Source organism: Thalassotalea eurytherma, from assembly GCF_030161415.1.
Taxonomy (GTDB): Bacteria; Pseudomonadota; Gammaproteobacteria; order Enterobacterales; family Alteromonadaceae; genus Thalassotalea_G; species Thalassotalea_G eurytherma.
The window spans coordinates 1-23,351 of sequence record NZ_BSSU01000003.1 but is presented as its reverse complement, the minus strand read 5'-3'; the positions used below and the strand labels follow the sequence as shown (position 1 = coordinate 23,351).

The following is a 23,351-nucleotide window of genomic DNA, read 5'->3' as shown; positions in this document are numbered from 1 at the left end:
AAGCAAGTGTCACCGATTTGTTGTGTGAATTCAAGGTTAATTAGGGGTTATCTTTCCATTGCCTTATTGCAGCAAAAGCTGCGATATTATCCGTTATTGTTTGGTTGCTGTATTCGCTAGCAGCCTGCTGCACAGCCTTCTCTTGGCACCTTAGAAATGGATTAATGCGTTTCTCGAGCCCTATTGTTGATGGCAATGTTATTTTGTCTAGCTCTCTTAACTCAGTAACTTGGTTGAAATAGCTTAATAAATCTAAGTTGTTAGGCTCTACCATGAGTGCAAAGTGTAAGTTTGCAAGCGTATATTCATGGGTACAATAAACACGGGTATGATCGTCTAGTCGACTCAATTTAGCTAGCGACGTTGCCATTTGTTCAGGGGTACCTTCAAATAAACGACCACAGCCACCTGAAAATAAGGTATCACCACAGAACAGGATATCTTGATTGTAATATGCAATATGACCAAGCGTATGACCAGGTACGTCTATCACCTCAAAACTAACATCGATATGCCTCAAGGTTATAATTTCAGAGCCATTTAATGCGTGTGTTGTACCTGAAATTTCGTTAATTGCAGGAGCATACACTTCAACGGTTTGGCTTCTTGAATGAGCGTGAGATAACAGCGCCTCAATGCCACCAATATGGTCGTGATGATGATGAGTGATAAGAATGTCGGTTAATACTAAGTTGTTCGCGTCTATATAATCTATGCAAACATTCGCATCGCCGGGATCTACTAAAGCGATATGTTGTTGATTTCTTAGGACCCAAATATAATTATCATTAAAGGCTTTAATGACATCGATGCTATAAGTTGATTGCGACATACGTTATCCTCACACTATGTAGCGAGTTATTATACTTAATATTGTCTTTGGGTTAAGAGCCGATTCGTAATTTAACTAAATGGAATGTTTTAAAACGTAATGATGAAACCAGCGCTGTCCTATCAGCCGCCAATTCGCCCCTATACTTGGCAAGAGTTGCCAAACGGCGAAAGCATATTGTTTGAAATAAATAAAACACTTGCTCCATGGTGGCAACGATTTTTCGGTTACCACTTATTAAAAATTGGCGCGCTAAGCGGAGACATTTCAACTAAAGGCTCTTCAATTAAGCACCAAATGACCTTAAGCCCACTAAAGGAAAGTGCGCAAGTTGTTGGTGATGTTGACGAATTACCGTTTATTAAACACTCGGTCGATGTTTGTGTGCTTGCTCACGCACTAGAGTTTAGTGATGATCCTCATCATGTGGTACGTGAAGCCTCTCGTGTATTAATACCAAATGGCTATCTTGTTATTACAGGTTACAACGCAATGAGTTTAGCTGGGTTGAATTGTTTTATTCCATTTAGACGTAAAAACTCGCCATGGAATGGGCGTTTCTTTTCGCCAATGCGCGTGAAAGACTGGCTACATTTAAAGGGGTTCGAAATTCTTTCTGATGATCGTATTATGCATGTTTCACTTGCTAATGAATTAAGCACTGGTGTTATCGCAAAAAAATGGCAACAAGTTGCGCAGTATCTTTTTCCCAGTTTAGGGTCTATTTACATCATTGTTGCTAAAAAACGTGAATGGCCACTGACACCGATCAAACCGAAAGTAAGAATAAGGCCAAGTTTCTCACCCGTTAAAGTGTCTACAATGAACCCGCCACAATGTAAAAAATAACTGGCTGTTTAATGGCTACAGGTTTGTTTTCTACATAATTGATAATTGCGAAAATGTGATAGTGCCAGAACAATCGTCGCTAGCACCGTCATGCTTTTTTCACCACTTTCACCGAGCAAATCATGACCAAATATAGCAGCGAAGACAAGCATTAAGATACCCAGTGTTATGCCCGTAAATACCAATTTATCTCTATGTTTTTTACAGCCGATAAAAGCAGCCATAACACTCATAGGGGCAATTAACGCGATTAAAGCAAGATGAAACGTGTGATCATTACTTGGCAAAAATGAAAGTACCGGAAAAGTTGCCAAGACTATCGGTAAAGCCGCGCAGTGGAATGCACATAATACTGAAGCACTAATTGATAATTTATCGAGTAAACGTTGTGAAGGTGAAATCATAACTACATTATTTGTTGGTTTGTTATGTTATAATATAACAATATGATTTCATGTAAATAATAAATGCAGGTTATTTTTAGATTGAGAAAAGAAAAGGGGCACTATATAACGCATAGGCCCCTTATATTTTCAAGTTTTACTTGTTAGAACTTATAGCTGGCTTTTACGTATGCAAAGCGACCTTGGCCACTATGTACGTTAACCGCAAAACCCATAAAGTCATGATAAGCCATCGGCGGCTCTTCATTAAATAGGTTAGTTGCACCTAAAGTAAGTACGGTGTTTTTAATACCAAAGTAGTTAATTGCCGCATCAACGGTTGTCATTGAGTCAACTTTCGGCATGCCTGCCGTTTGCACTGAAGCTTCTTGTTCAAATGCATCTATGTAGTTAATCGCCATGTTGGCATTGAAGTCATTTTGAGTCCAATCAACAGAAGCCGTCCATCTAAATTCAGGTTGCTCAAAATCACCTTCTTGAGCATCTATACGTGTTGTACCGTTTTCACCTGGGCGTTTGTCTTCATACTCTAAAACATAGTTAAGTACGTAACCAAATCTAAACTCACCCATATCTGTATTTAGTAGGTAACGTAGATCTAAATCTAGACCTGACGTATCTAAATCACCGATATTTTGAAAGCTATCGTTAATCGTAACGACTTGACCAGGATCACCAGTAATAGCAGTAGGAATGCGGTCTACAACATTTGGATCCAAACCCTGCGTGTCCATAAGGTACTGAGTATCTGAATCAATGATATCTTCAATGGCGTAGCTGTAGTAATCAAGTGAGAAGTTAAAGTTATCGGTAATGTTATAAACAACACCAACGTTATAACTTTCTGACTCTTCAGGCTGAAGATCTGGGTTACCTTCAAAAATAGCGGTGTATTCTTGTGGCTCACAAGCACGATCTTGGTTGCCAATGGCAGCACAGCGCAGCGTATCTACTAAGTTTGGTGACTCATCGGTACGACCTAAGCCCATTTGGTGCAGCGAAGGTGCTCTAAATGCAGTACCCCATGAACCACGAAGGTTTAAGTCTTCGGTTGGTGTCCATAAAAATGATACTTTAGGGTTTGTTGTCGAGCCGAAGTCAGAATAATCTTCGTAACGTGCGGCGAATTGCACTTCTAATGTATCAAGTACTGGAACAGCTAACTCACCAAATACCGACATATTGTCACGTGAGCCGTTTGCTTGTGTTGCCTCAGTACCAAATACTTCACCACGCAAGAACTGGTCATCAGGGTTATCCGAGATAGATTCTTCACGGTACTCAGCACCAACAGCTAAGAGTAGATCACCGTGAGACATTTCCACTAATGGACCTGTGAATTTCACATCAAATGTACGGTTAGTTGACTTACCTACACGTGTGGTTGTTGTTTCGATGTAATCAAGCGCTTCTTGTGAATTGCTTGATGGTTCAAACGGGTCCCATAAACCAGAATCAATCGCTTCTTGAGTGCGACGAGAATTAGGGAAACCATTCACACCACGCTCTACCGATTCACTTTTGATGTAACTATAGGCTGCTTCCCAGCTCCATTCGTTGATTTCACCTTGAATACCTAGAATTGCTCGGTAGTAATCTGTATCTACGCGTTTTTCACGGTTACCAATATCAACAGTGCGTCGGCGCATCGTTAAATCTTGTTGGTAAAACTCGTGGGTTGGCATGTCAGCAAATGGGTGGTTAACATTGTCGCCATCCATCGTTAACTCGTTAAAACTTGGGCTACCAGCACCACGGATTGTGGTTTTTGAGTTTTGGCCGTTTAACTCACCAAAAACACGAAGCGTATCATTAATTTCGTACTTACCTAGGTAGTTGTAGCTAAAGCGCTCTGTTGCTGGGATCATCGTCATATGTGGCGCATAATCGTAACGACATAGGTTGTTAGCTGGATCTGAATCTTCAGGTGAACAGACATCATTACCAAAAGTATCAATCAGGCGATTCGACGGATCGGCTGCTAATGCGATGGTACCCGGAATACCAGATGAACTTCTAAAGTCAGTCGTGTACGGATCGTTTGGTCTTAACGCTGTTTGATTTGATGACTTAGAGTAATCGCGATCAGCGTATAACACTTCATCACGCTTAAAGTAATCTAGAATAAAAGTATGGCTGGCTTTGTCACTATTTGTGCCAAATACCATAGACACGTTTTGCTCTTCACCACCACCATCAGCGGTGTCACCCCATTTACCTGACAGTTCAACGCCTTCAACATCATCACGTAAAATAATATTGATTACACCAGCGATAGCATCAGAGCCATAAGTGGCAGATGCACCGTCTTTCAAGATATCTACGCGTTTAATTGCAGAAATTGGAATGTTATTGATATCAACAAAAGCTGTATCAATGCCTTTAGCAAATGGGCTAACAGATACGCGACGGCCATTCACTAAAATTAATGTTGAATCTGCGCCTAAGCCACGCAATGAAACACTAGAGCCACCATTGGCTGTATCATCACTTGAGTTTGCTTGTGTTGAGAATGTTCCTTGACCAGAAATTGGCAATTTAGCAAATAAGCTGATCAAATCAGTCACACCTGATTTTTCAATATCGTCAGCAGATAAGCTAGTGATAGGGGAAGGGCCTTCCATATTGGTTCGCTTGATATGGGAACCAGTAACTTCGATACGTTCAATTTCTTCCTCTGCAGCATGAGCTACATTGATTGCAAGTAGTGCTGATGAAATTGAAATTGCCAGTGCGGTCTTTTTCGTAAACCTTAACATGTAATATTCCTTATAATAGTTGTTTTATCCGTCAAATACAGCTTTCGAACCCTCGATTAGATGACAAAATTATGCATTTCGCATAATGCATCTTGCCTGCAAAGTGTTAATAAACTTTCCGACAATTGTAAGATTTTATGATTAACGCTTTACTCACAAGAATTGCGAATCTTATATTACGACACGTTTCGTAAAATGCAAATGTTGGAAATTATTAAACGTGTTGTTTATCATTGATTTAAGTTAAAATGTCAGCAATTGATTACAATATTGAGGCAGTTATGAATACACAATCGTTAGTAGATTATCTTGATGAGTTGCTACAGGCCCCATTAATAAAAGATTTTTGTCCTAATGGTCTGCAAGTTCAAGGTACGCCAACTATAAAAAGAATAATTACCGGTGTGACAGCATCTCAAGCATTAATTGATGAAGCGATCGCAGCCGAAGCTGATGCCATATTAGTTCACCACGGTTACTTTTGGAAAAATGAATCATCAGTAATAACAGGCATGAAATATCAGCGTATTAAAAAGTTGATTGAAAATAATATTAACTTGATTGGCTATCATTTACCCCTTGATATTCATCCTGAACTTGGCAACAACGCGCAGTTAGCTAATTTGTTAGATATTGAGGTCACTGGGCCATTAGAGCTTGGTAATGCTCATAGTGTCTCTATTAAAGGAGCGTTTGAATCTGCGATTGATGGGCAACAATTAGCTCAACGCATCGATAAGGTGTTGAATAGAGCATGTTTACATATTGCACCTCCGTCGAATAAACCGATTAAAACGATTGCTTGGTGCACAGGTGGTGGTCAAGGTTATATAGAGCTTGCAGCACAGCAGGGGATTGATGCATTTATTAGTGGTGAAGTTTCTGAGCAAACCACGCATATTTGTCATGAGATGGATATTCACTTTTTTGCCGCTGGTCATCATGCAACTGAACGCTATGGTGCTAAAGCATTAGGTGAACATTTAGCGGAAAAATTTGATATTGATGTGCGTTTTATTGATATCAACAATCCTGTTTAAACCATAGTTAAGAAGAGCAGTGTCGTGCTTATGCTGCTCTTCTTAGTTAGGCTTTAGCGCTTTAGGAACTTAACCATTGCCTGAGTTGGCCAAACCTTTCATATACTGCGCGACTTGTTTTTTCTAAAGCTGATGGTCTTGGTAAATAGTAGCCCCAGTCTTTATCTCCATAGAAGTTTTTCACTAAAAACTGCGCGGGTGCGGCAGTGACATTAACCCCTTGTTGGATAAAATAATTCATGGCACGTGGCATATGACTGGCGCTCGTGACTAAGATAACGTGTTTGCCTTCAACCCTTGGCGCAATTAACTGTGCTTCTTCCTCAGTATCAATAGGGTTGTTTTCCGTTAAAATTTTATGTTCAGGCACGCCAAGCTCGATAGCTGCCTGTTTTACTTTCTGGGCGTTTGATGTCTCGTCAGAAAAAGCAGCGCCCGAGGTTAATAACGTTAAATTTGGATTCTTTCGGTATAAACGAACGGCTTCTATTATCCTAGCTAACGAGCAATCCTTCAGTTGACTCAACGCCGGCATGGTTTCATCAGAAACATGAGTGCAACCAAGCACGACGATATAGTTTGCATCTTGAGGAATCGTATTTAACGCGTCATATTGATTTTCAATCGGAAACAACAATCTATCAGCAATCGGGGGCATCGTGGCGAGTAACAGGGTAACAAAACTAACACCTATTGCTTTAAAGCTAAATGAAGGCTTGGATTTGAATAAAAGAATACCAAGGAGTAAAAGGAAAAGAGTCAGGCCTAAGGGGCTCACTAAAACGCCAAAAAGTTTTTTTAGTAAAAACAAAAAATCCATAATATTTAGTGGTTTATTTTATAGTTTAGCCACTATAATTGAATTTCTGTTAGCAAGAAAGAGTGACAAATAATCTCTTGGGAAAAACATTGTCATCGTAGGGTGGTATTTAATCAGTTGATATACCCTATACTGATGATAAGAGATGTCATATCCAAACAAAATAAAGAGAGTTGCCATTGTTGTTAAGAATATTATCTATTGTTTTTGTTCTGTATTCATCGGCAGTTTTGGGTGCAGAGAGTAGCGGAGAAAATAACGCTGCAAAGCCTCTCGTTCATTTGTATACCTATCATTATAAGCCTCCTTTTTTAATTGATACACATGCTCAACAGGGGTTTTATTACGATGTCGTCGACTACTTTAATGAACAAAGTGAGCTCTATCAATTTACAGTGACCTATTTACCAAGAAAACGCTTGGATTACTTATTAGGGCAGCAACAACTAAATGGTATTGTGATGGGGGTTTTGCCAAAGTGGTTTGATGATACCAACGAGCAAAACTATCAATGGTTACCCGGTTTTTATCCTGATAAAGACGCTTTTGTTTCACTTACCTCAACGCCATTTAAATACATCAATCAAGCTTCTCTTACCGGTAAAGTTATTGGCTGTGTCGCTGGTCATTATTACGTTAATGTAAATGAAGCGGTAGAAAAAGAATTGGCTCAAAGAATTGACACGGTTGCTGAATACCAAGTTTTGCAATTAGTCAAAAAAAGAAGAGCTGATTTTGGTCTGATCAGTGAATCAACCTTTAAATATTTTGCTAAGCAAAGCGACTTTACGGGAAACTTTCATGTTTCTCAAAAATCACATGATGAATATAGCCGTAGGGCCTTTATTACGTCAACGCAACCTAAGTTACACGAAGAAATACGTCGATTGTTTGCGTTAGCTCAATCGACGGGTTCATGGCAATCATTGAGAAAAAAATACGAATAGTGTTTATTTTACCAAGAACTTATAGAACACAGTGTTAAAATTCCGCTAGAGACGGTAAATTTAGCTTGATAAATAATGAATACACATAAAGACACTACATTAGTCGTGTCTTTATGTATGGACTTGCAGGATGAGCGCCTTGTTATTAGAATTAATTTACGATGACTTTTTAACTAGTGGTAACCAGTAACACACTCCAAAAATCAAAGTATTGATTAGCGCAGTAGAAAACTTCGGTTCAATTTCAAGTAGCTTCTTTTTCACCGCAACAAACTCAGATGCATGTATAACCACCAATATTAACGCAATGAGCATTAACTCTTCAGCGTATAACGCGACGGGATCAATATACGGCGCAAAAGCGGCGACGATATAAAAGCCAACCGTCAATAACTTAATTATGTTCACGACAATACTCATGTAGGACTTCCTATTGTAATTTTTATTGTTTTACTAACAAACACGTTAGCATGACTTTATAGATAAAAAAATAGCCACAGATGTGTGGCTATGTTGTTTTTCGTCACTTAAACAAGCTTTGATTAGTCTATAAAGTGATAGGCAAACTGCAGTGTATAAGCTATTGAAGCCATTAGCATTCCCGTTACTGTAATGGATTGATTAACAAGCTTACGTATGTGAATAACTCACCAACTAACATCAGAAAATCTTTTAAACAAACAGTTTCGTAAGAAATGTTAGCTCGTTACGTAACGAGCTAACACGTCGTATACGGCTTTTTGTTCGTCTAAAGGAAAGTTATTTATTTGATTCAATATTTCGTATTGGTTATTTGGCTTTCGTAATGAAAAGTAGGCTTTAATCTCTTGTGAGGCAATAGCGTTACGACAATAGTCAGCACATTCTTTTGCTAACATAATCATTTGGTCATCACTTGCAAAAAAGAGGTGACTTAATTTCTTCGGTAAAAAATTCCCTTTTATGTTTATGCGTGCTGAAGCGACCAAGCAACATAAGTGTTTACTTTTTAACCAAGCGATAAGTATTGAAAATTTCGAATATCAACGATTCATGACTGAGCTCTTAGTCAGCTTGTTGGTTAGTATTGCCAAGCAAAAGAGTATCCCACTAAGCCGGATTCAAATTAGGTTTCCCTATGAAAAACCGAATCACGTAGAGCAGTATCAAGCCTATTTACCTTTAACATATCATTTCAGTGGTGCAACACAGTCATCGCTATCTTCACTTCAAGTTAAATTTGATTTAGGGCTTCTCAAAATGCAGCTAAAAGAGAGTAATGCCATGTTAGCTTCACATTATATCAGGCAACTCCCTATGGAAGCACATCGTGTCGGATTTCTACAATTTATTATGCAGTTACTTTTTGCACAGCTAGAAAGACGATCAGATATCAGCTTAGAGTGGCTAGCAGAAAAGCTCGGTTATAGCACAGCAACGTTAAAACGAAAATTAACTTTGCATGGCACCAGTTATCAGCAACTGATTGATATTACGCGACAACAAACTGCTGTGTTTTTATTGACAGAGCAGGGATTTAACAATGAAAAGATAGCCCATGAATTGAAGTTTTCTGATATCACAAACTTTAGACGTTCATTCAAACGATGGACGGGGATGACACCTTCACACTTTTTAGAAGAGGCCAGCCGCATATCATAAATTAATGGCTAGCATCTCATCAAAATGACATTTGTCGAGGCCGAACAATAATCAATACTTGTTCGGCCGTAATACTTCAATAGCTAGATACTCTCTCTATCGAATGACCCTGTTCGTTAAAGCAGGCCAATGATGTAGTAAAGCATTAAATAGGCCGCTAGCAATCCTGCGACCCACACGACCATGGTCTCAATTGGCCATAGCTTTGCAAAGTATCCTTTTGGTTTTCCTGACTCTTCATCATATGAACTCTGTAACATGTGCTTTATCGAAATAACCACGGTGTTTTCCAACTTCTCGTATGCGCCGTAGGTTTTACAAGCCACTTTTTTAACGATATTAGGGGCTAGCTTACGATAGAACCAATCTACATCAAGGTTAGTAGATGGCAACTCAGGCGGATACAAATTGCGCTGATTTAACCAAACAAAAGCGAGTGCAGAGAAGAATAACAATTGAAGCTGTGTTAAAACGTGAGTGACATCATAGGGTTGATAATCATGTTCCCAAGGTAATAGGGCGTACACTGTTTGTGCAGGGAAACTACCTAATACAACACAAGCAATAGCTGCTATGGTCATGGCAATGAGCATGTTTTTTGGTGGCTCTGTAGTGCGGATGCCAGAATCATGAGCGAAGAATGCGAAATATGGAATTTTAATACCTGCATGGTGGAATACACCCGCAGCGGCAAATAATAGTAGCAACCACACATAGTCATAACCTTCTTTCACCGCAGCTGCCATGATCATAGATTTGGAGACAAAACCACTAAATAGCGGGAAGGCCGAAATAGACGCCGCACCCACGATACACAATATGGTAGTTTTGGGCATGCTTTTGTATAGCCCTCCTAACTCTGAACCGTTGATCTTGCCGGTCATGTGTAATACCGCGCCCATCGTCATCATTAACAATCCCTTAAAGATAACGTCATTGAAGGCGTGCGCTACGGCGCCATTAAGTGCTAAAGATGTACCGATACCAATGCCTACAATCATGAAACCTATCTGGTTAATCAAGCTATAAGCCAATACGCGACGTAGGTCGTTTTCAATTACTGCGAAGAAAATAGGGAAACATGCCATAGTGACACCAATCCAAACCAGAATCTCTTCGCCCGCGAAAGCTCGAGCAAACGCATAGACAGCAACTTTTGTGGTGAAAGACGCTAAGAATATGGTACCTGATGGTGTTGATTCTGGATACGAGTCGGTAAGCCAGTTATGTACAAATGGGAAAGCACTTTTAATACCAAAGGCTGCAAATATTAACCATGCGCCAATTTGTGCAATACCATCATGATCTAAGCCAATATGGGAAAATAGTAGGCTGTTATTCACTTTTGCGAATATCAGTAGACCTGCCAACAATAAGACGCCAGACAGCACCTGAATGATCAAGTAACGTAGGCCAGATGCGTAAGCGCGATCAGTTCGACGAGCCCAGATAAGGAATACTGACGTTAGGGCTAATAGCTCCCAAAAAACAAATAAGGTCAATAGATCTCCCGCAAACACGGCACCTACCGCGCTACTCGCGTAAGCCAAACCCGCCACATGTTGGACAGTATCTTTAACATGTAAGGCGTAAATGACGGCGATCAAAGCCGCTAGATGGAAAAGATAACCAAACATTAAGCTGAGCTTGTCTACCTTCACGAGCTCAAGGCTGTAGCCCATAAACTCCATGGCCCAAAACACGCCATGCTCAAAGCCCATTAGGTTAAGCGCGCCAACTATAGGCGCCGCTAGCATGATGATATTACGCGCCCAGCCTCTTAAAAATAACGCAGCTAAAGCTCCCAGCATTAGGGGAAGAAACGGAATCATATTACTCATCGTAGTAATCTTCCTTGCGCATTAAAAATGTTCGCATCCACTTTGCGACAAACACTAATAGGGAACAGCCGACAAAGCCATAGATAGCGTAGAAGGCCGGTATATTTTCCCAGTCATGGTAAATATGGCGATGGACAATAAAGTCTGCAACAACCAAAAGTCCACAAATTACATAGAAAACTTTTAGCATTTTCTCTATGTTTTCTGGCTTGTCGAAGAAGTCACGGGGTTCATGCTGGTCAGCCATTTAGCCATCTCCATTTAAGTTGTTAGTCATCTCAACTTCCGTCGAAACGCCCGGAATCAAATTAATTAAGTCGATTAAGGGTTGAGGATAGAAAAACAGAACAAAGCAAGCCAGTGAAGTCACACTAAGTGCAATTAACATTGGCAGCGGTGCTTCCTTGGTATCAGCCCATGACCAAGGTTTTTGTTCTCCTGATGAGGTATTGAAAAACGCTTTAATAGGAATGGGCAACAGATAAGCAATATTGAGCAGAGAGCTAACCATCAATGTGGCGACAATAAATAATTTATCTGCTTCTAGTGCCCCTATCGTGAGATACCACTTACTCCACGTTCCAGCCATCGGTGGCAAGCCAATGATACTGATAGCGCCAATAGCAAAAGCAACCATGGTGATCGGCATTTTCCTACCCAAACCAACCATCTCGCTAATGTTTTTCTTGTGACTGGCAACCATGATTGCGCCAGCACAGAAGAATAACGTTATTTTACCTACTGCGTGCGTTGCAATGTGTAAAGCTGCACCGGCACTCGCTACCGAAGATGCTAGTAAAGCGCCAACGACAATGTAGCTCAACTGACTGACGGTAGAGTAGGCTAGACGTGCCTTAAGGTTATCTTTTGTCATCGCAATGCAGGAAGAAAGTAGTATGGTCGCGGCGCCGATATAAAGCATGATGTCTGTTGTGGCGAGGGTTTTAAGTTCCTCTAAACCAAAAATATAGATAACAATTTTTAAAATACTAAAGACACCAGCTTTCACCACCGCTACCGCATGCAACAATGCACTGACAGGAGTCGGCGCAACCATTGCAGCAGGTAACCAACGGTGGAAAGGCATAATTGCCGCCTTACCAATGCCATAGCAGAATAAAACAAGTAGACCACCAAGAATGACTTTATTATGAGAGTCATCAAAAATTCCGCCGGCTCGGAAATCCAAGGTGCCAGTTAAGGAGTAGGTGCCAAGCACCGCAAGGAGCAGAAATGCGATGGAAGTGCTCAGTAAAATTCCCAGATAAATTCGACCACCTTTTTTCGCTGCATCATTACCGGCATGGGTAACAAGTGGGTAAGTCGAAAAGGTCAGTACTTCATAGAAAATAAATAGGGTGAGTAAGTTGCCTGAAAAACAAATTGCCATAACGGAGCTAATTGCAAGCGCAAAACAACAGAAAAATCGTGTTTGATTTTGTTCATTGTGTCCACGCATGTAGCCAATGGCATAGATGCTGGTAATAATCCACAAAAAGCTAGCAACCAGAGCGAAAAGTACGCCAAGGGGCTCAACTTCAAAGCTAATGTCTAAACCAGGAAATAACTCAATCACCTGTATATGCATGTCTTCACCTTGGAAAGTGAAGTCTGTAATGGCAAGTACAATACTAAATAAGATAGTTGCCGTTACTAGCGTTATGGCTTCTCTTAGGTTCGGTATTTTGCCCGTTAAGATAACAAGTAGTGCACCAATCAAAGGTACTAAAATCGATAGCGTAATCAGTTGTGAAGGCTCTACATTCTGCCAGAGATTCATTTGATCACCTCCTGACGGGTAGTTGCCATTTCAGTATTTTGAAAGAGCCACTCAGATGCAGCATTAGCGGCTTCGGTTGTTAAGCTCGTATCAACGCCAAAATAGATGTTGGCCAATACGAGAACCCACATTGGCGTTAGCATAAGCCAAGGAACTTCCTTGATTTTATTATGAGCTTGAGATTCAGTTGGCTCTTGGAAGTAGGCCGCCTCAATAACGCGGCCAATATAAACAACAGCTAATAGAGAACCAGCCAAAACTAAAGCAGCTATAACCCAGTGGTTTTGCTCTAGTGCCGCAGTGACTAAGTACCATTTACTGATAAAGCCAACGGTAAGTGGCACGCCTATGATGCTCAGACCTGCAATGGTAAATGCCGCCATTGTCAGGGGCATCTGTTTGCCCAGCCCTCTAAATGCTTTTATATCGACAGAGCCTACACGATAGAAGACCGCACCAACGGCCATAAACAATGCCCCTTTCATAAGTGCATGATTAAAGATATGGATAAAACTAGCCATTAATCCGGTAACGCTCACTAGGCTTAGACCGAGAATCATGTAACCGATTTGAGCCACACTACTGTAGGCAAGTACGGTTTTGACATTACTTTGTACGATAGCTGTGTATGAAGATTTGAAGATAGCAACAATAGCTAACACCATTAAAATCAGATCCATCCTCATTTCTTCAAATACATGTTCCACCTCGAATACCGTGAAGATAAATCGAATCATCACGTAGACAGCGACCTTAGTAGCGGTACTGGCTAAAAATGCACTAACCGCCGACGGCGCATAGGTATAAGCAGGAGGGAGCCACATATGTAAGGGGAATAAAGCAAGCTTAATACTGACGCCAACGATAATAAACGCCATGCCAGTGTTTATCGTGCGGCTACTTTCGTAGACATCGATTCTGCTCGCCAAGTCGAGCATATTTAGCGTGCCAGTCATCATGTAGAGCATGCCGACACCAATCAAAATAAAGGTAGCGCCTATCGTGCCCATGACGAGATAACGAAACGCCGCAGTTAAACAACGACGATCAGATGCTAGGCTCACCAATGTATAAGTTGCGAGAGAAGAAACCTCTAAGAAAACAAATAGGTTAAAGGCATCACCCGTCAATAACATACCGGAAAGACCAGCAAGGCAAAGCAAGTGTGCGGTATAGAATAAAGAATGCTTTGATGCTTCAATTTCTTTTTCGATACTGTCTTTAGCATAGACTAATACCAAGGTTGAAAGTGTCGATACGGCAAGCAATACAAAGGCGTTAGCTGTGTCGACGCGCAACTCAATACCCCATGGTGGCGGCCAACCACCAAGTGCATAACTGAGCACACCATCAGACAACGCGGCAGCTAACAAGTGCCACGAAAAAAAGCAGGCGAGTGCACTGGTTGACGTTGCAAAGAGCCATGTAAACCATGAACGACCCAGAATAAATGTTATAGGTGCTGCTAATAATGGAATTAGTATAGGTAGTGCAGCTAGATGTTGTTCAAGCATTATATGGCGTCATCCTGATCTTTAAATTCATTTTCTTCAACGGTGCCGTAAGCTCCTTTGATCCTAACAATGAGTGCTAGCCCAACCGCGGTTGTAGCAACACCTACAACAATTGCGGTAAGAATGAGTACATGCGGTAGGGGGTTAGAATATTGAGTAGCACCGTCAACTACAATTGGTGCCGTGCCACCACTCACTTTACCCATAGTGATATAAAGCAAGAACACAGACACTTGAAATACATTCAAACCAACAATTTTTTTAACGAGATTGTTAGCAGAGATAACAATGTAAAAACCGGCCATCATCAAAATTATGGTGATCCAGTAGTTGTAATGATCGAGAATAAAATTCACTTGATGTTTGACCTCGCTGTCTGGCTACTAAAGGCATAGAAAATACTCAGCATGACGGCAAATACGGTAATTCCCACACCTAATTCAATAATGATTATGCCGTAGTGTTGACCCGCTAATGGTTCCGCTGCGATCTTGTTGTAATCCAAAAAATTACCGCCTTTATACATGCTAAATAACCCCACACTTGCGTACAGTAAAACACCCGCTGAGGCCATACAATATAAAAATTTGGCGCCGATCACGGCGAATGCATTTGGTAAACCAAAAACAAGGGCATATAAAATGAGTGCTGCAGCCGCTATCACGCCAGCTTGGAAACCGCCTCCGGGACCAAAATCACCATGAAACTGGACATAGAGTGCGAACAGGATGATAAGAGGGATAACAAGTTTTGCGACCACGTGAAGTACGTGATGGCTTTTTAAACCAGACTCAGAAGCATCTTGCTCTGTTTCCTTGCGAATGCTTAACAAAGAAAGAACAGCGATGAGGGCAGCGAAGACTACAACTACCTCTCCAAGCGTATCAAAACCTCGGTAACTAGCCAAAACAGACGTCACCATATTGGGTAATCCGACTTCTTTTGGTGACTCTTCTATGTATCGAGGTGCGACATGCTGGTGTACGGGATTGTCAGGATCGCCGAAATCAGGCATATCGAGTGTACCGTATATTAATGCGGCTCCTGTGATACATACAACCACTAGAGGTAAAAACGAAGAGTGAGAGTTTGCTTTTTCTTTGCGACCCGTTAATGCCAAGGTTCCTAACATTAACACGGTAGAAATGCCCGCTCCTACTGATGCTTCGGTAAAGGCAACATCAACAGCATCAAGGTTTATGAAGATCAAGGCCGATAAAAAACTAAAAATACCGAACAGCATAATAACGGCAAATAAGTCTTTTAAGAATATGATCCTTAAGGCGGTAAGTGCTAGCATTGCTAGCAATACTAAATTAATCAGCTCAGCCATTAACCCGTTTTCTCCTGTTTTTTCTCTTTTGCTTCCGCCATTGTGAGTAAACCTCCATGGCGGGCAGACTTAGCAAGTGCATGAGAAGCTGTTGGGCTAGTGATCATAAGAAACACTAGAATAAAAATAAGCTTGACAGTATTTAAGTCGAAAGACGTTTGCAGGAGCAATCCGCCCACTATCAATATCGTCGCGATCGAGTCAGTAATACTTGCTGCATGAATGCGTGTGAAAAAATCAGGGAATTTAAAAATTCCGATAGCGCCACTCAAGCCAAAAAATACACCTGAAATTAGCAGGATACTACTGATTACGTCTAAAAAAAGCATATTTATCCTTAGTAAGTAAAACACCTATTTAACGGGTGTAGTGTCCTCAAAAAAGCGGAGTACCGCGACCATTCCAATAAAATTGATAAGTGCATAAACAATAGCAATGTCGAGAAATTCAGGGCGTCCCATCAGGAAACCAACAGCAGCGATAAATAACACTGTCTTTGTGCCAAACATATTGATACCTATAATGCGGTCATACACGGTTGGCGCGATAAACGCTCTTGCTAACGCAATTGCCATAACAACTAAAATAGCAATACATACCACGGCAAAAACTGTAGTCATTTTTTGTTCCCCCATATGCTGTCTATCTTTCTTTCCATATTACCTTCGGCAAGTTCGTCAACGGAAGATCCTTGTAATGCATGAACAGTGAGTTCGTCGTCAACCAAATCCACGGTCAATGTGCCAGGCGTTAGCGTAATTGAATTTGCATATAGAACGCGCTTGTCTCGAGGTAAATCTTTTGCTTTTATTTTGGCTGTAGCTGGCTCCAACTTCACCGGTGAACGCCAAATGAGCTTAGTTACCTGAATGCTGGACAGAATAATTTGCCCGGTCAAATAGGGAAGGTACTGAATAATTTGACGGCCTGTACCGGTTTGAAATGGCTCTTTGTCAATGTCATCCATACGCTTGATGATCAAAAGTACGACAGCAACAGATGCTGCGCCAAAACTAAGCAACAAAGGTTGGATGTATCCTGAAAGTAACAACCAGAACATGGAAAGTAATATTGCCCATTTAATGAGATACATTAATTAAAACCTACTTTTTTATGGTGTATATTATGGCTAGCTGGGATAAATTGACCTGAAAAGCCTTTAGTTAAGCGTTTTTGATTTCTACTCATAAATATTTCTAGCATACGAAATCAACATTTATTTTCTAATTTTGGAACGCTGACCTCTACAAATTAGCAGGTCGGTGCGCAATTTATCTAACGTATTTTCGGCTGTTTTACCGAATAGAAAGTCTTTCAGTCCTTTTTGCCCCACACACCCCATGATGACTAAATCAGCTTTTAGCTTATTAGCAAGAGAAGGAATGTTTTTTTCTACAGTACCAACTGTAATGTGGGTGTGAGCATCGCCCAAATTAAAATTACTTGTTAGCGACGACAATTTTTTTTCTGCTTCAGGCTGCTTACTTTTTTGAACTTCTAGTTTGTCAATGACATCAAACTCTAATAACGGCCTTGAAATGGGAATGCTATAAATAATATGCGCTTCATAATCAAAAACACTAGACAACAAGGCTATCCACTTTAATACAATGTTATTGTAATCTTTTTTGAGTTTATCATTCGTAGATAGGTCAACGGCTGCCAAAATAACTTTTTTGCTTTTCCATTTGCGATTGCTTGCTAAAAAGATAGGGCAGGGAAGCTTTTGCATGAGGAGCGAATCTAATGGCGTATGGGTAAGGCTGTCAGTTTGATTGCTCGCTTTAACTACAAAGTCAAACTTATTTTCCTTACAAGCGCTCAATATCCAGCCAGCAATGTCATCGGTAGCTACCACATTGCAGGTGACATTTGCATCTTCGCCACATATCTTGGAAATGTCATGCTGCAGGATTTGTTTATTTTCATCAATTATTTGCTGACGTTGTTGTTCGTCTTCAGTATCTAGTTTGTTTAGGAAACGAACAAATTCTAATTTTGCATCTAAATAAGAGGTTACAGTATGAGCTTTTTCGATAGGTAAATTATCATGTTCGTCTGTAACGACAAGTATTGATTTGGTCACGCGCAAAGTCTCCTAATCAGGATTGCAACACATAACTGGTTCATCGTTACATTCCTAAACATTAATAGTAAGTAATATTACTCAGCTTTACTGTGCTAGGTAATGGGTTAATAATCGCTTTTCTCACTATAGCTGCAGCAGAGTTAGCTGCTACCTACTTCTTAACCCCAGACATGTATTCTGCTTTTGTCTGGCTTGCCTGATTTATCAGGTGAAACTCGATGCGGAAATCGGTGCAGGTAAAAAGTAACACGTCAGGATTCAATCTGTGTTAACTCATCAAAGAGCGTTTTATTATCTGCAAAGGCTTGTTTATTCAACTTTTGTTCGCCACTGGCTTGGTTATCTGTAGCCGCTTCCTCATCACTTGCAATTAAGTACAACTTCTACTTTGAAGACCTGTAGATGATAGGGCAATAGAAATAGTTATATTTTATTGATAGTATTTATCTATCACGAACAAGAAAAATCATCTTGAGATAGGCATTAAAATGGCGATAAAAACCCCAACAATTAAGCAGCTGGAATACTTTGTCTGCCTTGCTGAATCCACCACTTTTCGCGGTGCAGCAGAGCGCCTGAATATCAGTCAGCCTACGCTAACAGCGCAAATCTACAGCCTTGAAAAAGCTTTAAATCTTACCTTGGTTGAGCGTAGCCGCAGTGGGTCGACTTTAACGCCATCAGGGAGAAATTTGTTAAGCAATGCGCGACAAGTTATTGAAGAAATGCGTGGATTTATGGATCAAGCGGATATGATTAATAGCGGTCCAGGAGGCACCTTCCGTGTCGGTGTGTCGCCAACCGTCGGTCCTTATCTGCTGCCGCATATTTTGCCCGGTCTACAAAGTGCCTACTCTTCACTGAAGCTCTATGTTAGGGAGAACATGCCAGAAACCCTGGAAATCGACCTATTGGAAGGTCGCTTGGATTTAGTGATGATCCCCCTGCCTTTCAGTAACTCTCGCTTGACGACCGAGGTGCTATTTCATGAGCCGCTTCAACTCACTATTCCTGAAGATCATCCACTTGCTAAGCTAAAGAAAATCCAACCCCATCACCTTAATGGGCAGAATATTCTGACATTGCAGGAACAATATAGTAGCTATCACCAAATAGAGTTTTTGTGCAAAGAGCTAGGCGCCAATATTGCTAGAGACTACGAGGGCACCAGCCTAGATGCTTTACGCCAAATGGTAATGATGAAAATGGGATTAACCTTTCTACCCGAACTTTATATCAACTCCGAAATAAACCACCTACAAAAGTTGAGCATCAGAAATGTGGAGAAGTTACAAATTTATCGCACTCATGTTTTGGCATGGCGAATAAATTCTCCCAATCGAAGTTTTTATAGACAGTTAGCAGAGCAAATACGAACATTAGTAAAAAGCAATCTAAGTAAGGTTAATTTGAATTTCTGAGCACACTGCTTTCTGCAACATACTTTACGGGCCAAAATTCCAGTTCCGGTATGTATCATGTAGCAAAGGATTAGTTTTTTGAGAACTTTGTACAGCAATAATATATGACATTTCAACTCTACCATTGATGCGGTAATGGCTAAGTAAGCTTGGAAACTTAACTAGAGAATCGCCTCAACTTCGGTTGTCACGTTTAAGCTACGTAAAGCTTCCAACGATTACTGTTGTTTAAGCACGCCTTAAATGATTATGCTCGATTAATAAAACCTAACCAATCAAGCCTGATACATTCGAATTAGGCTTTATCAATACAGACTTTTACCTCTGTTCCTTGGTTTACTTTACTATAGATTGACAAGGTGCCCGCTAGCGAATTCGTTACTAAATTATGGACAATACTCATACCTAATCCCATGCCACCTTGATTACGATTAGTGGTAAAAAAGGGCTCTAAGATTTTTTGTTGAGTAGCTTCATCCATACCAATGCCATTGTCAGTAATTATTATTTCAATGCTGTTATCAACTCGCGCTAAGGCTAATGTAACAACTTTATCCTGAGCTTTATTTTGTTCTGTAAATGCATGACTTTTGGCATTGGCGATAACATTCGTGATGACCTGGGCCAAACGTGAAGGGTAGGTTTTGAGTTTTACTGGCTGTTGCGGTAAATCTAATTCCAAGCTTATGCCTGGCTTTTTCAACATAGGTTTTAAACTACTCGATAAAGTCACTAACCATTCTACGAGTTCAATTTCATATTTTTCGTCATTATGAAATTCCGTCGCCATCTGTTTAAAGTTACCGACAAGTTCGGCCGCGCGAGCAAGGTTAAATTCTACACCTTGGCTAGCCTCCTTGGTATCAGCCATATAATGTTCAAGCGCTGCTTTGCTTAAATTGCCCTCATTAACGCGTTGTTCTAGTCTTTCTATATTTGAAATAACGGTTGAATTACCGAGCACTGCTACGCCAAGCGGTGTATTAATTTCATGCGCTATACCAGCGACTAATCGACCAAGTGATGCGAGTTTCTCCTGCTCAACAAGTTGCTTTTGAGAAAGGGTTAACTTTTTAATGGTATGTTCTAGCTCGATTGTTCTGTTTGTTACGATTTTCTCAAGAGATGCATTGAGCTCTGTTAACGCATCTTCTTTTTCAGTACGCTCTAATTCAGCCTATATTCGACCGGCAAATAGTTCAAATAAGGCGGCAACCTCATCGCAATAGCTTATTTCTTCGCAATACAGGGCAACTACAAGACCAAATACATCGCCGTTAGAGCTATGTAAAGGGGCACCGACATAGCCTTCAACGGCCATATCGTTCAGTAGTTGGTCTTTGGGGTATAAGCTACAAATTTTATTGGGATATATGCAGGTTGAATTGTCGCTAACGTCAGCACAGGGTGTGAATTCAAGAGAGTACTCAATATTGTCTGCAAACTCATTATCGGCGACTAACGATAAGGTTTTAGATACGTTACGTTGATTATCAAGCCTTGCAATAAACGTATACTGAGCACCTATTGCTTGATGTAATTGCATGGTAATCGTGTCTAAAATGTCTTTGCCATAAGATGACTTTAACGATTGAATGATTTTAGCTATCTGAATTTTCTGCATAAAATTACGGCTCTAGCTTAAACTTTTCTAATAAGAATGCTGACGTGTTCAGCAAATACATGAATGAGGTCAAAGGCGTTATTGTCGAGCTCTGAGTCAGCTTCGATGACTATTACCGATTCAATGTTATTTGTGCTTTTATGGTAAATAGCCGTGTAGTTCTCTTCTGTTTGCGTAGATTGGGTTGAGAGCGAGCGGTCTATTAGCTTTTGCGTTGTTGATTTGTTGCTATGCAGGGAGTGACTTCTCAATACGTCGTCTTCAGCATTTCGAATGTTAATAATGACTGGCTTTTTATCATTGATAACCAGTTCTGCTTGATAAGCGTCGAGCACTTCACATAGATACTGCAGTATATGTGCTGAGAAATCGTTTACATTGTTGAACTTATCAATACGGAGCACCGCACTTATCAATGCTTTCAATCCATCTTTATAGTTATTTATACGGCAAATGTCGCGATAAGTTCTTAAGGCAACATAAAATAGATGATTAAGACCCTCATGAGTAATCTCAGTTTTAGCTTTGTAGCCATCAATATCATAATCTCTAATCACTTCGCTTTCTGGCGCTGTACCAGGTTGCCCTGTACGTAGCACTATTCTCGTCGTGGTATTGTTACACTCATTACGAATATAGTTAACTAACTTTAGTCCAGCATCGTCGGTTTCCATGACGACATCCAATAAAATGACTGCAATATCAGCGTGCACCGCTAACAGCTCTTTTGCTTCTTTTGCACTATATGCACTTACAAAGTCGAGCTCTCTGCCAAGAAAATGGAACGACTTCATCGCCATGCGTGTTACTTTATGTACTTCATCATCGTCATCGATAATTAACACTTTCCACGGCTTTCTTTTAACGACAATAATGTCTTCTTCTTCTTCTTCTTCTTCTTCTTCTTCCGCTAACCAGTCCATTATTAACCTATATTTTAGCTATGTAATTTAAAAGTTAGCACCGAAGTTAAAATATGCCATAAATATCCGAAGGAATTGCGTTACGGAATGTTTTCTATAGGTTTAATTGCTGTTTTTATCTGTAGGAAATTATCAAAGCTGAATACAGAGGGCAGGGAGTTAATAACTCAAATAGTTAGTAGTAATGTCGATTTCGGGAGCGGGGAAGCAGAACTGGTTGCTGTATCAATGAGTGAATAAACTAAATTAACTTAGCAAGAGGTTGTTTACTTTAAATGACCATTAATAATCAACCTAAAATATATTCATGTTTATCTCCATTCTTTTATTAATAAATGTTCATATAAGTAACATTGAACTAAATAGGCCTTTCTAGCGTATTTTCTAATACATGTCTGCATACATAAGGTTAATAATATGGCTTCTTCACATATTGAAAATAAAGCAAATAAACAACAACGTATTAGAAAAAGAGAGTTTAGCCGCGCTATTGATGTCAATACAGTATCTAACTCAGCGCCATTTCATTGGTTGAGCTTAGCAATAAAAGACTTAATAAATTCACCTCTGATTTCATTAAGTTATGGAATAGTATTTAGTATAATCCCAGTAGCAATTTGCTTCTTAGTCATATCGACTAACAACCATTTATATATACTCCCTTCTATCGTTGCATTTTCACTAATTGGACCTGTATTTGCTACAGGCTTATATGACGTAGCATGGGAGTTAGAAAAAGGTCATAGGCCCACATTCAAACATAGTTTTATGTCAATGTTTCGAAATCCTGTAGGGGAGTGGGGATTTGCATTATTACTTGTTATTATTATGATAGCGTGGATGCGTATTGCCTCACTTATCCATGTTTTTTATCCGAGCAACATAAACCCAACTGTTGAAGAACTCATCACTTTTCTTGGCATGGGAATATCAGCAGGGGCTATAATTTCAGTTGTTGTATTTTCATTATCGGCTTTTACACCACAGATTATGGTAGAGCGACGTGTAGATATTATGACTGCATTAACAACGTCAGTTAAAGCTGTTAACGCTAACGTTGTTCCTATGTTGATTTGGTCAACTATTATTATCGCGATGATAACGTTTAGTGTGCTGACTTTAGGGCTCGGTTTTATTATCACTATGCCTATTCTAGCTCTAGCAAGTTGGCATGCTTACATAGCCGTTATCAAAACAAAGCGTCAACGCCATTACGAGTAACATTACTTTATTCGTTGCCCATAGTTAACTATCTGGTGACAGCAATACTTTTATCCCAGAACAGCGGAAGGCGAGGTGTTGCAAACATTGCTTTCTGCTTATGGTTTAACTCGGTCTATATCAATTAAAAGACTAAGCTAAAGCTTATATTAATTGTCAGGTAAGATATAAGTTACTAAATCTAATATTTCAGTTTAGATATGTTAAGAAGTTTTTGAAAAGTATGTGGTGGACGCTTTTTATTGTAGTGCGGGCTTGAACCAGTGACATGGCGCGGGTTGTAAAGAGCAGAAGGTGCTTCTCACTGATTTAA

The 23,351-nt window shown here is 40.1% G+C and carries 26 protein-coding genes; 6 read left to right on the top strand and 20 right to left on the bottom strand.

Annotated elements, in window-relative coordinates; genetic code table 11:
• Nucleotides 1-40: 40 nt before the first annotated feature.
• Nucleotides 41-832, bottom strand: coding sequence for a hydroxyacylglutathione hydrolase (gene gloB / locus QQK02_RS02815; protein WP_284206435.1), 792 nt, complete (start codon nt 830-832; stop codon nt 41-43).
• Nucleotides 833-931: 99 nt separating this feature from the next.
• Here gloB and QQK02_RS02810 point away from each other — a divergent pair, with 99 nt between their 5' ends.
• A complete protein-coding gene (locus QQK02_RS02810) occupies nt 932-1,681 on the top strand; it encodes a class I SAM-dependent methyltransferase (RefSeq protein WP_284206434.1) in 750 nt (249 codons plus the stop codon).
• Nucleotides 1,682-1,689: 8 nt separating this feature from the next.
• Here QQK02_RS02810 and QQK02_RS02805 read toward each other — a convergent pair whose 3' ends face one another.
• Both QQK02_RS02805 and QQK02_RS02800 read right to left on the bottom strand, forming a co-directional pair.
• On the bottom strand, nt 1,690-2,085 hold the full coding sequence (locus QQK02_RS02805; protein ID WP_284206433.1) for a MerC domain-containing protein: 396 nt from the start codon (nt 2,083-2,085) through the stop codon (nt 1,690-1,692).
• Between the two features lie 143 nt (nt 2,086-2,228).
• On the bottom strand, nt 2,229-4,844 hold the full coding sequence (locus tag QQK02_RS02800) for a TonB-dependent receptor plug domain-containing protein (RefSeq protein ID WP_284206431.1): 2,616 nt from the start codon (nt 4,842-4,844) through the stop codon (nt 2,229-2,231).
• 281 nt (nt 4,845-5,125) lie between these two features.
• Here QQK02_RS02800 and QQK02_RS02795 point away from each other — a divergent pair, with 281 nt between their 5' ends.
• Nucleotides 5,126-5,884 (top strand): Nif3-like dinuclear metal center hexameric protein, encoded by a 759-nt coding sequence (locus QQK02_RS02795; RefSeq protein ID WP_284206430.1) that lies wholly within the window; start codon nt 5,126-5,128, stop codon nt 5,882-5,884.
• A 61-nt stretch (nt 5,885-5,945) separates the two neighbouring features.
• Here the strand turns inward: QQK02_RS02795 and QQK02_RS02790 are convergent, their stop codons facing one another.
• Nucleotides 5,946-6,542: an ElyC/SanA/YdcF family protein gene (locus QQK02_RS02790; RefSeq protein ID WP_284206429.1), complete on the bottom strand. Its 597-nt coding sequence runs from the start codon at nt 6,540-6,542 to the stop codon at nt 5,946-5,948.
• A 341-nt stretch (nt 6,543-6,883) separates the two neighbouring features.
• Here QQK02_RS02790 and QQK02_RS02785 point away from each other — a divergent pair, with 341 nt between their 5' ends.
• The gene (locus QQK02_RS02785) at nt 6,884-7,651 is read left to right on the top strand and encodes a type 2 periplasmic-binding domain-containing protein (RefSeq protein ID WP_284206428.1); all 768 of its coding nucleotides are present in this window, start codon (nt 6,884-6,886) and stop codon (nt 7,649-7,651) included.
• Nucleotides 7,652-7,807: 156 nt separating this feature from the next.
• Here QQK02_RS02785 and QQK02_RS02780 read toward each other — a convergent pair whose 3' ends face one another.
• Both QQK02_RS02780 and QQK02_RS02775 read right to left on the bottom strand, forming a co-directional pair.
• On the bottom strand, nt 7,808-8,071 hold the full coding sequence (locus QQK02_RS02780; RefSeq protein WP_284206427.1) for a hypothetical protein: 264 nt from the start codon (nt 8,069-8,071) through the stop codon (nt 7,808-7,810).
• A 278-nt stretch (nt 8,072-8,349) separates the two neighbouring features.
• A complete protein-coding gene (locus tag QQK02_RS02775) occupies nt 8,350-8,535 on the bottom strand; it encodes a hypothetical protein (protein WP_284206426.1) in 186 nt (61 codons plus the stop codon).
• 58 nt (nt 8,536-8,593) lie between these two features.
• Here QQK02_RS02775 and QQK02_RS02770 point away from each other — a divergent pair, with 58 nt between their 5' ends.
• Nucleotides 8,594-9,292, top strand: a complete 699-nt coding sequence (locus QQK02_RS02770) for a helix-turn-helix transcriptional regulator (protein ID WP_284206425.1) — start codon at nt 8,594-8,596, stop codon at nt 9,290-9,292.
• A gap of 116 nt (nt 9,293-9,408) precedes the next feature.
• On the opposite strand, the gene QQK02_RS02765 is transcribed toward QQK02_RS02770, so the two are convergent.
• The 11 genes from QQK02_RS02765 to QQK02_RS02715 form a co-directional block, all read right to left on the bottom strand.
• Nucleotides 9,409-11,133, bottom strand: coding sequence for a Na(+)/H(+) antiporter subunit D (locus tag QQK02_RS02765; RefSeq protein WP_284206424.1), 1,725 nt, complete (start codon nt 11,131-11,133; stop codon nt 9,409-9,411).
• Nucleotides 11,126-11,380, bottom strand: a complete 255-nt coding sequence (locus tag QQK02_RS02760; RefSeq protein WP_284206423.1) for a hypothetical protein — start codon at nt 11,378-11,380, stop codon at nt 11,126-11,128. Before QQK02_RS02760 ends, QQK02_RS02765 begins: the two co-directional genes overlap by 8 nt.
• Nucleotides 11,381-12,913 carry a monovalent cation/H+ antiporter subunit D family protein gene (locus QQK02_RS02755; protein WP_284206422.1) on the bottom strand — a complete coding sequence of 511 codons (1,533 nt, stop codon included), beginning with the start codon at nt 12,911-12,913 and terminating at the stop codon, nt 11,381-11,383.
• Nucleotides 12,910-14,427: a monovalent cation/H+ antiporter subunit D family protein gene (locus QQK02_RS02750; RefSeq protein ID WP_284206421.1), complete on the bottom strand. Its 1,518-nt coding sequence runs from the start codon at nt 14,425-14,427 to the stop codon at nt 12,910-12,912. The genes QQK02_RS02755 and QQK02_RS02750 overlap by 4 nt, the downstream gene beginning before the upstream one ends.
• Complete coding sequence (locus tag QQK02_RS02745; RefSeq protein ID WP_284206420.1) at nt 14,427-14,783, bottom strand: cation:proton antiporter subunit C; 357 nt, start codon at nt 14,781-14,783, stop codon at nt 14,427-14,429. The genes QQK02_RS02750 and QQK02_RS02745 overlap by 1 nt, the downstream gene beginning before the upstream one ends.
• Nucleotides 14,780-15,760, bottom strand: coding sequence for a DUF4040 domain-containing protein (locus QQK02_RS02740; protein WP_284206419.1), 981 nt, complete (start codon nt 15,758-15,760; stop codon nt 14,780-14,782). Before QQK02_RS02740 ends, QQK02_RS02745 begins: the two co-directional genes overlap by 4 nt.
• Entirely contained in the window at nt 15,760-16,089 is a 330-nt protein-coding gene (gene mnhG, locus QQK02_RS02735) for a monovalent cation/H(+) antiporter subunit G (protein ID WP_284206418.1), read from the bottom strand. The genes QQK02_RS02740 and mnhG overlap by 1 nt, the downstream gene beginning before the upstream one ends.
• Before the next feature lie 24 nt (nt 16,090-16,113).
• Nucleotides 16,114-16,380: a monovalent cation/H+ antiporter complex subunit F gene (locus QQK02_RS02730; protein ID WP_284206417.1), complete on the bottom strand. Its 267-nt coding sequence runs from the start codon at nt 16,378-16,380 to the stop codon at nt 16,114-16,116.
• A complete protein-coding gene (locus QQK02_RS02725; protein ID WP_284206416.1) occupies nt 16,377-16,820 on the bottom strand; it encodes a Na+/H+ antiporter subunit E in 444 nt (147 codons plus the stop codon). The genes QQK02_RS02730 and QQK02_RS02725 overlap by 4 nt, the downstream gene beginning before the upstream one ends.
• A 156-nt stretch (nt 16,821-16,976) precedes the next feature.
• Nucleotides 16,977-17,846: a universal stress protein gene (locus QQK02_RS02720; RefSeq protein ID WP_284206415.1), complete on the bottom strand. Its 870-nt coding sequence runs from the start codon at nt 17,844-17,846 to the stop codon at nt 16,977-16,979.
• 254 nt (nt 17,847-18,100) lie between these two features.
• Nucleotides 18,101-18,229: a hypothetical protein gene (locus QQK02_RS02715; protein WP_284206414.1), complete on the bottom strand. Its 129-nt coding sequence runs from the start codon at nt 18,227-18,229 to the stop codon at nt 18,101-18,103.
• A gap of 108 nt (nt 18,230-18,337) precedes the next feature.
• Between QQK02_RS02715 and QQK02_RS02710 the strand changes: the two genes are divergently transcribed.
• Nucleotides 18,338-19,270: a hydrogen peroxide-inducible genes activator gene (locus tag QQK02_RS02710; protein WP_284206413.1), complete on the top strand. Its 933-nt coding sequence runs from the start codon at nt 18,338-18,340 to the stop codon at nt 19,268-19,270.
• A gap of 295 nt (nt 19,271-19,565) precedes the next feature.
• On the opposite strand, the gene QQK02_RS02705 is transcribed toward QQK02_RS02710, so the two are convergent.
• The 3 genes from QQK02_RS02705 to QQK02_RS02695 all read right to left on the bottom strand — a co-directional run bounded on the left by QQK02_RS02705 (nt 19,566) and on the right by QQK02_RS02695 (nt 21,817).
• On the bottom strand, nt 19,566-20,234 hold the full coding sequence (locus QQK02_RS02705; protein WP_407705001.1) for a sensor histidine kinase: 669 nt from the start codon (nt 20,232-20,234) through the stop codon (nt 19,566-19,568).
• A 213-nt stretch (nt 20,235-20,447) separates the two neighbouring features.
• Nucleotides 20,448-20,894 (bottom strand): GAF domain-containing protein, encoded by a 447-nt coding sequence (locus tag QQK02_RS02700; protein ID WP_284206412.1) that lies wholly within the window; start codon nt 20,892-20,894, stop codon nt 20,448-20,450.
• Nucleotides 20,895-20,911: 17 nt separating this feature from the next.
• Nucleotides 20,912-21,817, bottom strand: a complete 906-nt coding sequence (locus QQK02_RS02695; protein WP_284206411.1) for a DUF3369 domain-containing protein — start codon at nt 21,815-21,817, stop codon at nt 20,912-20,914.
• Nucleotides 21,818-22,234: 417 nt separating this feature from the next.
• On the opposite strand from QQK02_RS02695, the gene QQK02_RS02690 reads away from it, so the two are divergent.
• On the top strand, nt 22,235-23,038 hold the full coding sequence (locus QQK02_RS02690) for a DUF2189 domain-containing protein (protein WP_284206410.1): 804 nt from the start codon (nt 22,235-22,237) through the stop codon (nt 23,036-23,038).
• Nucleotides 23,039-23,351 lie beyond the last annotated feature (313 nt).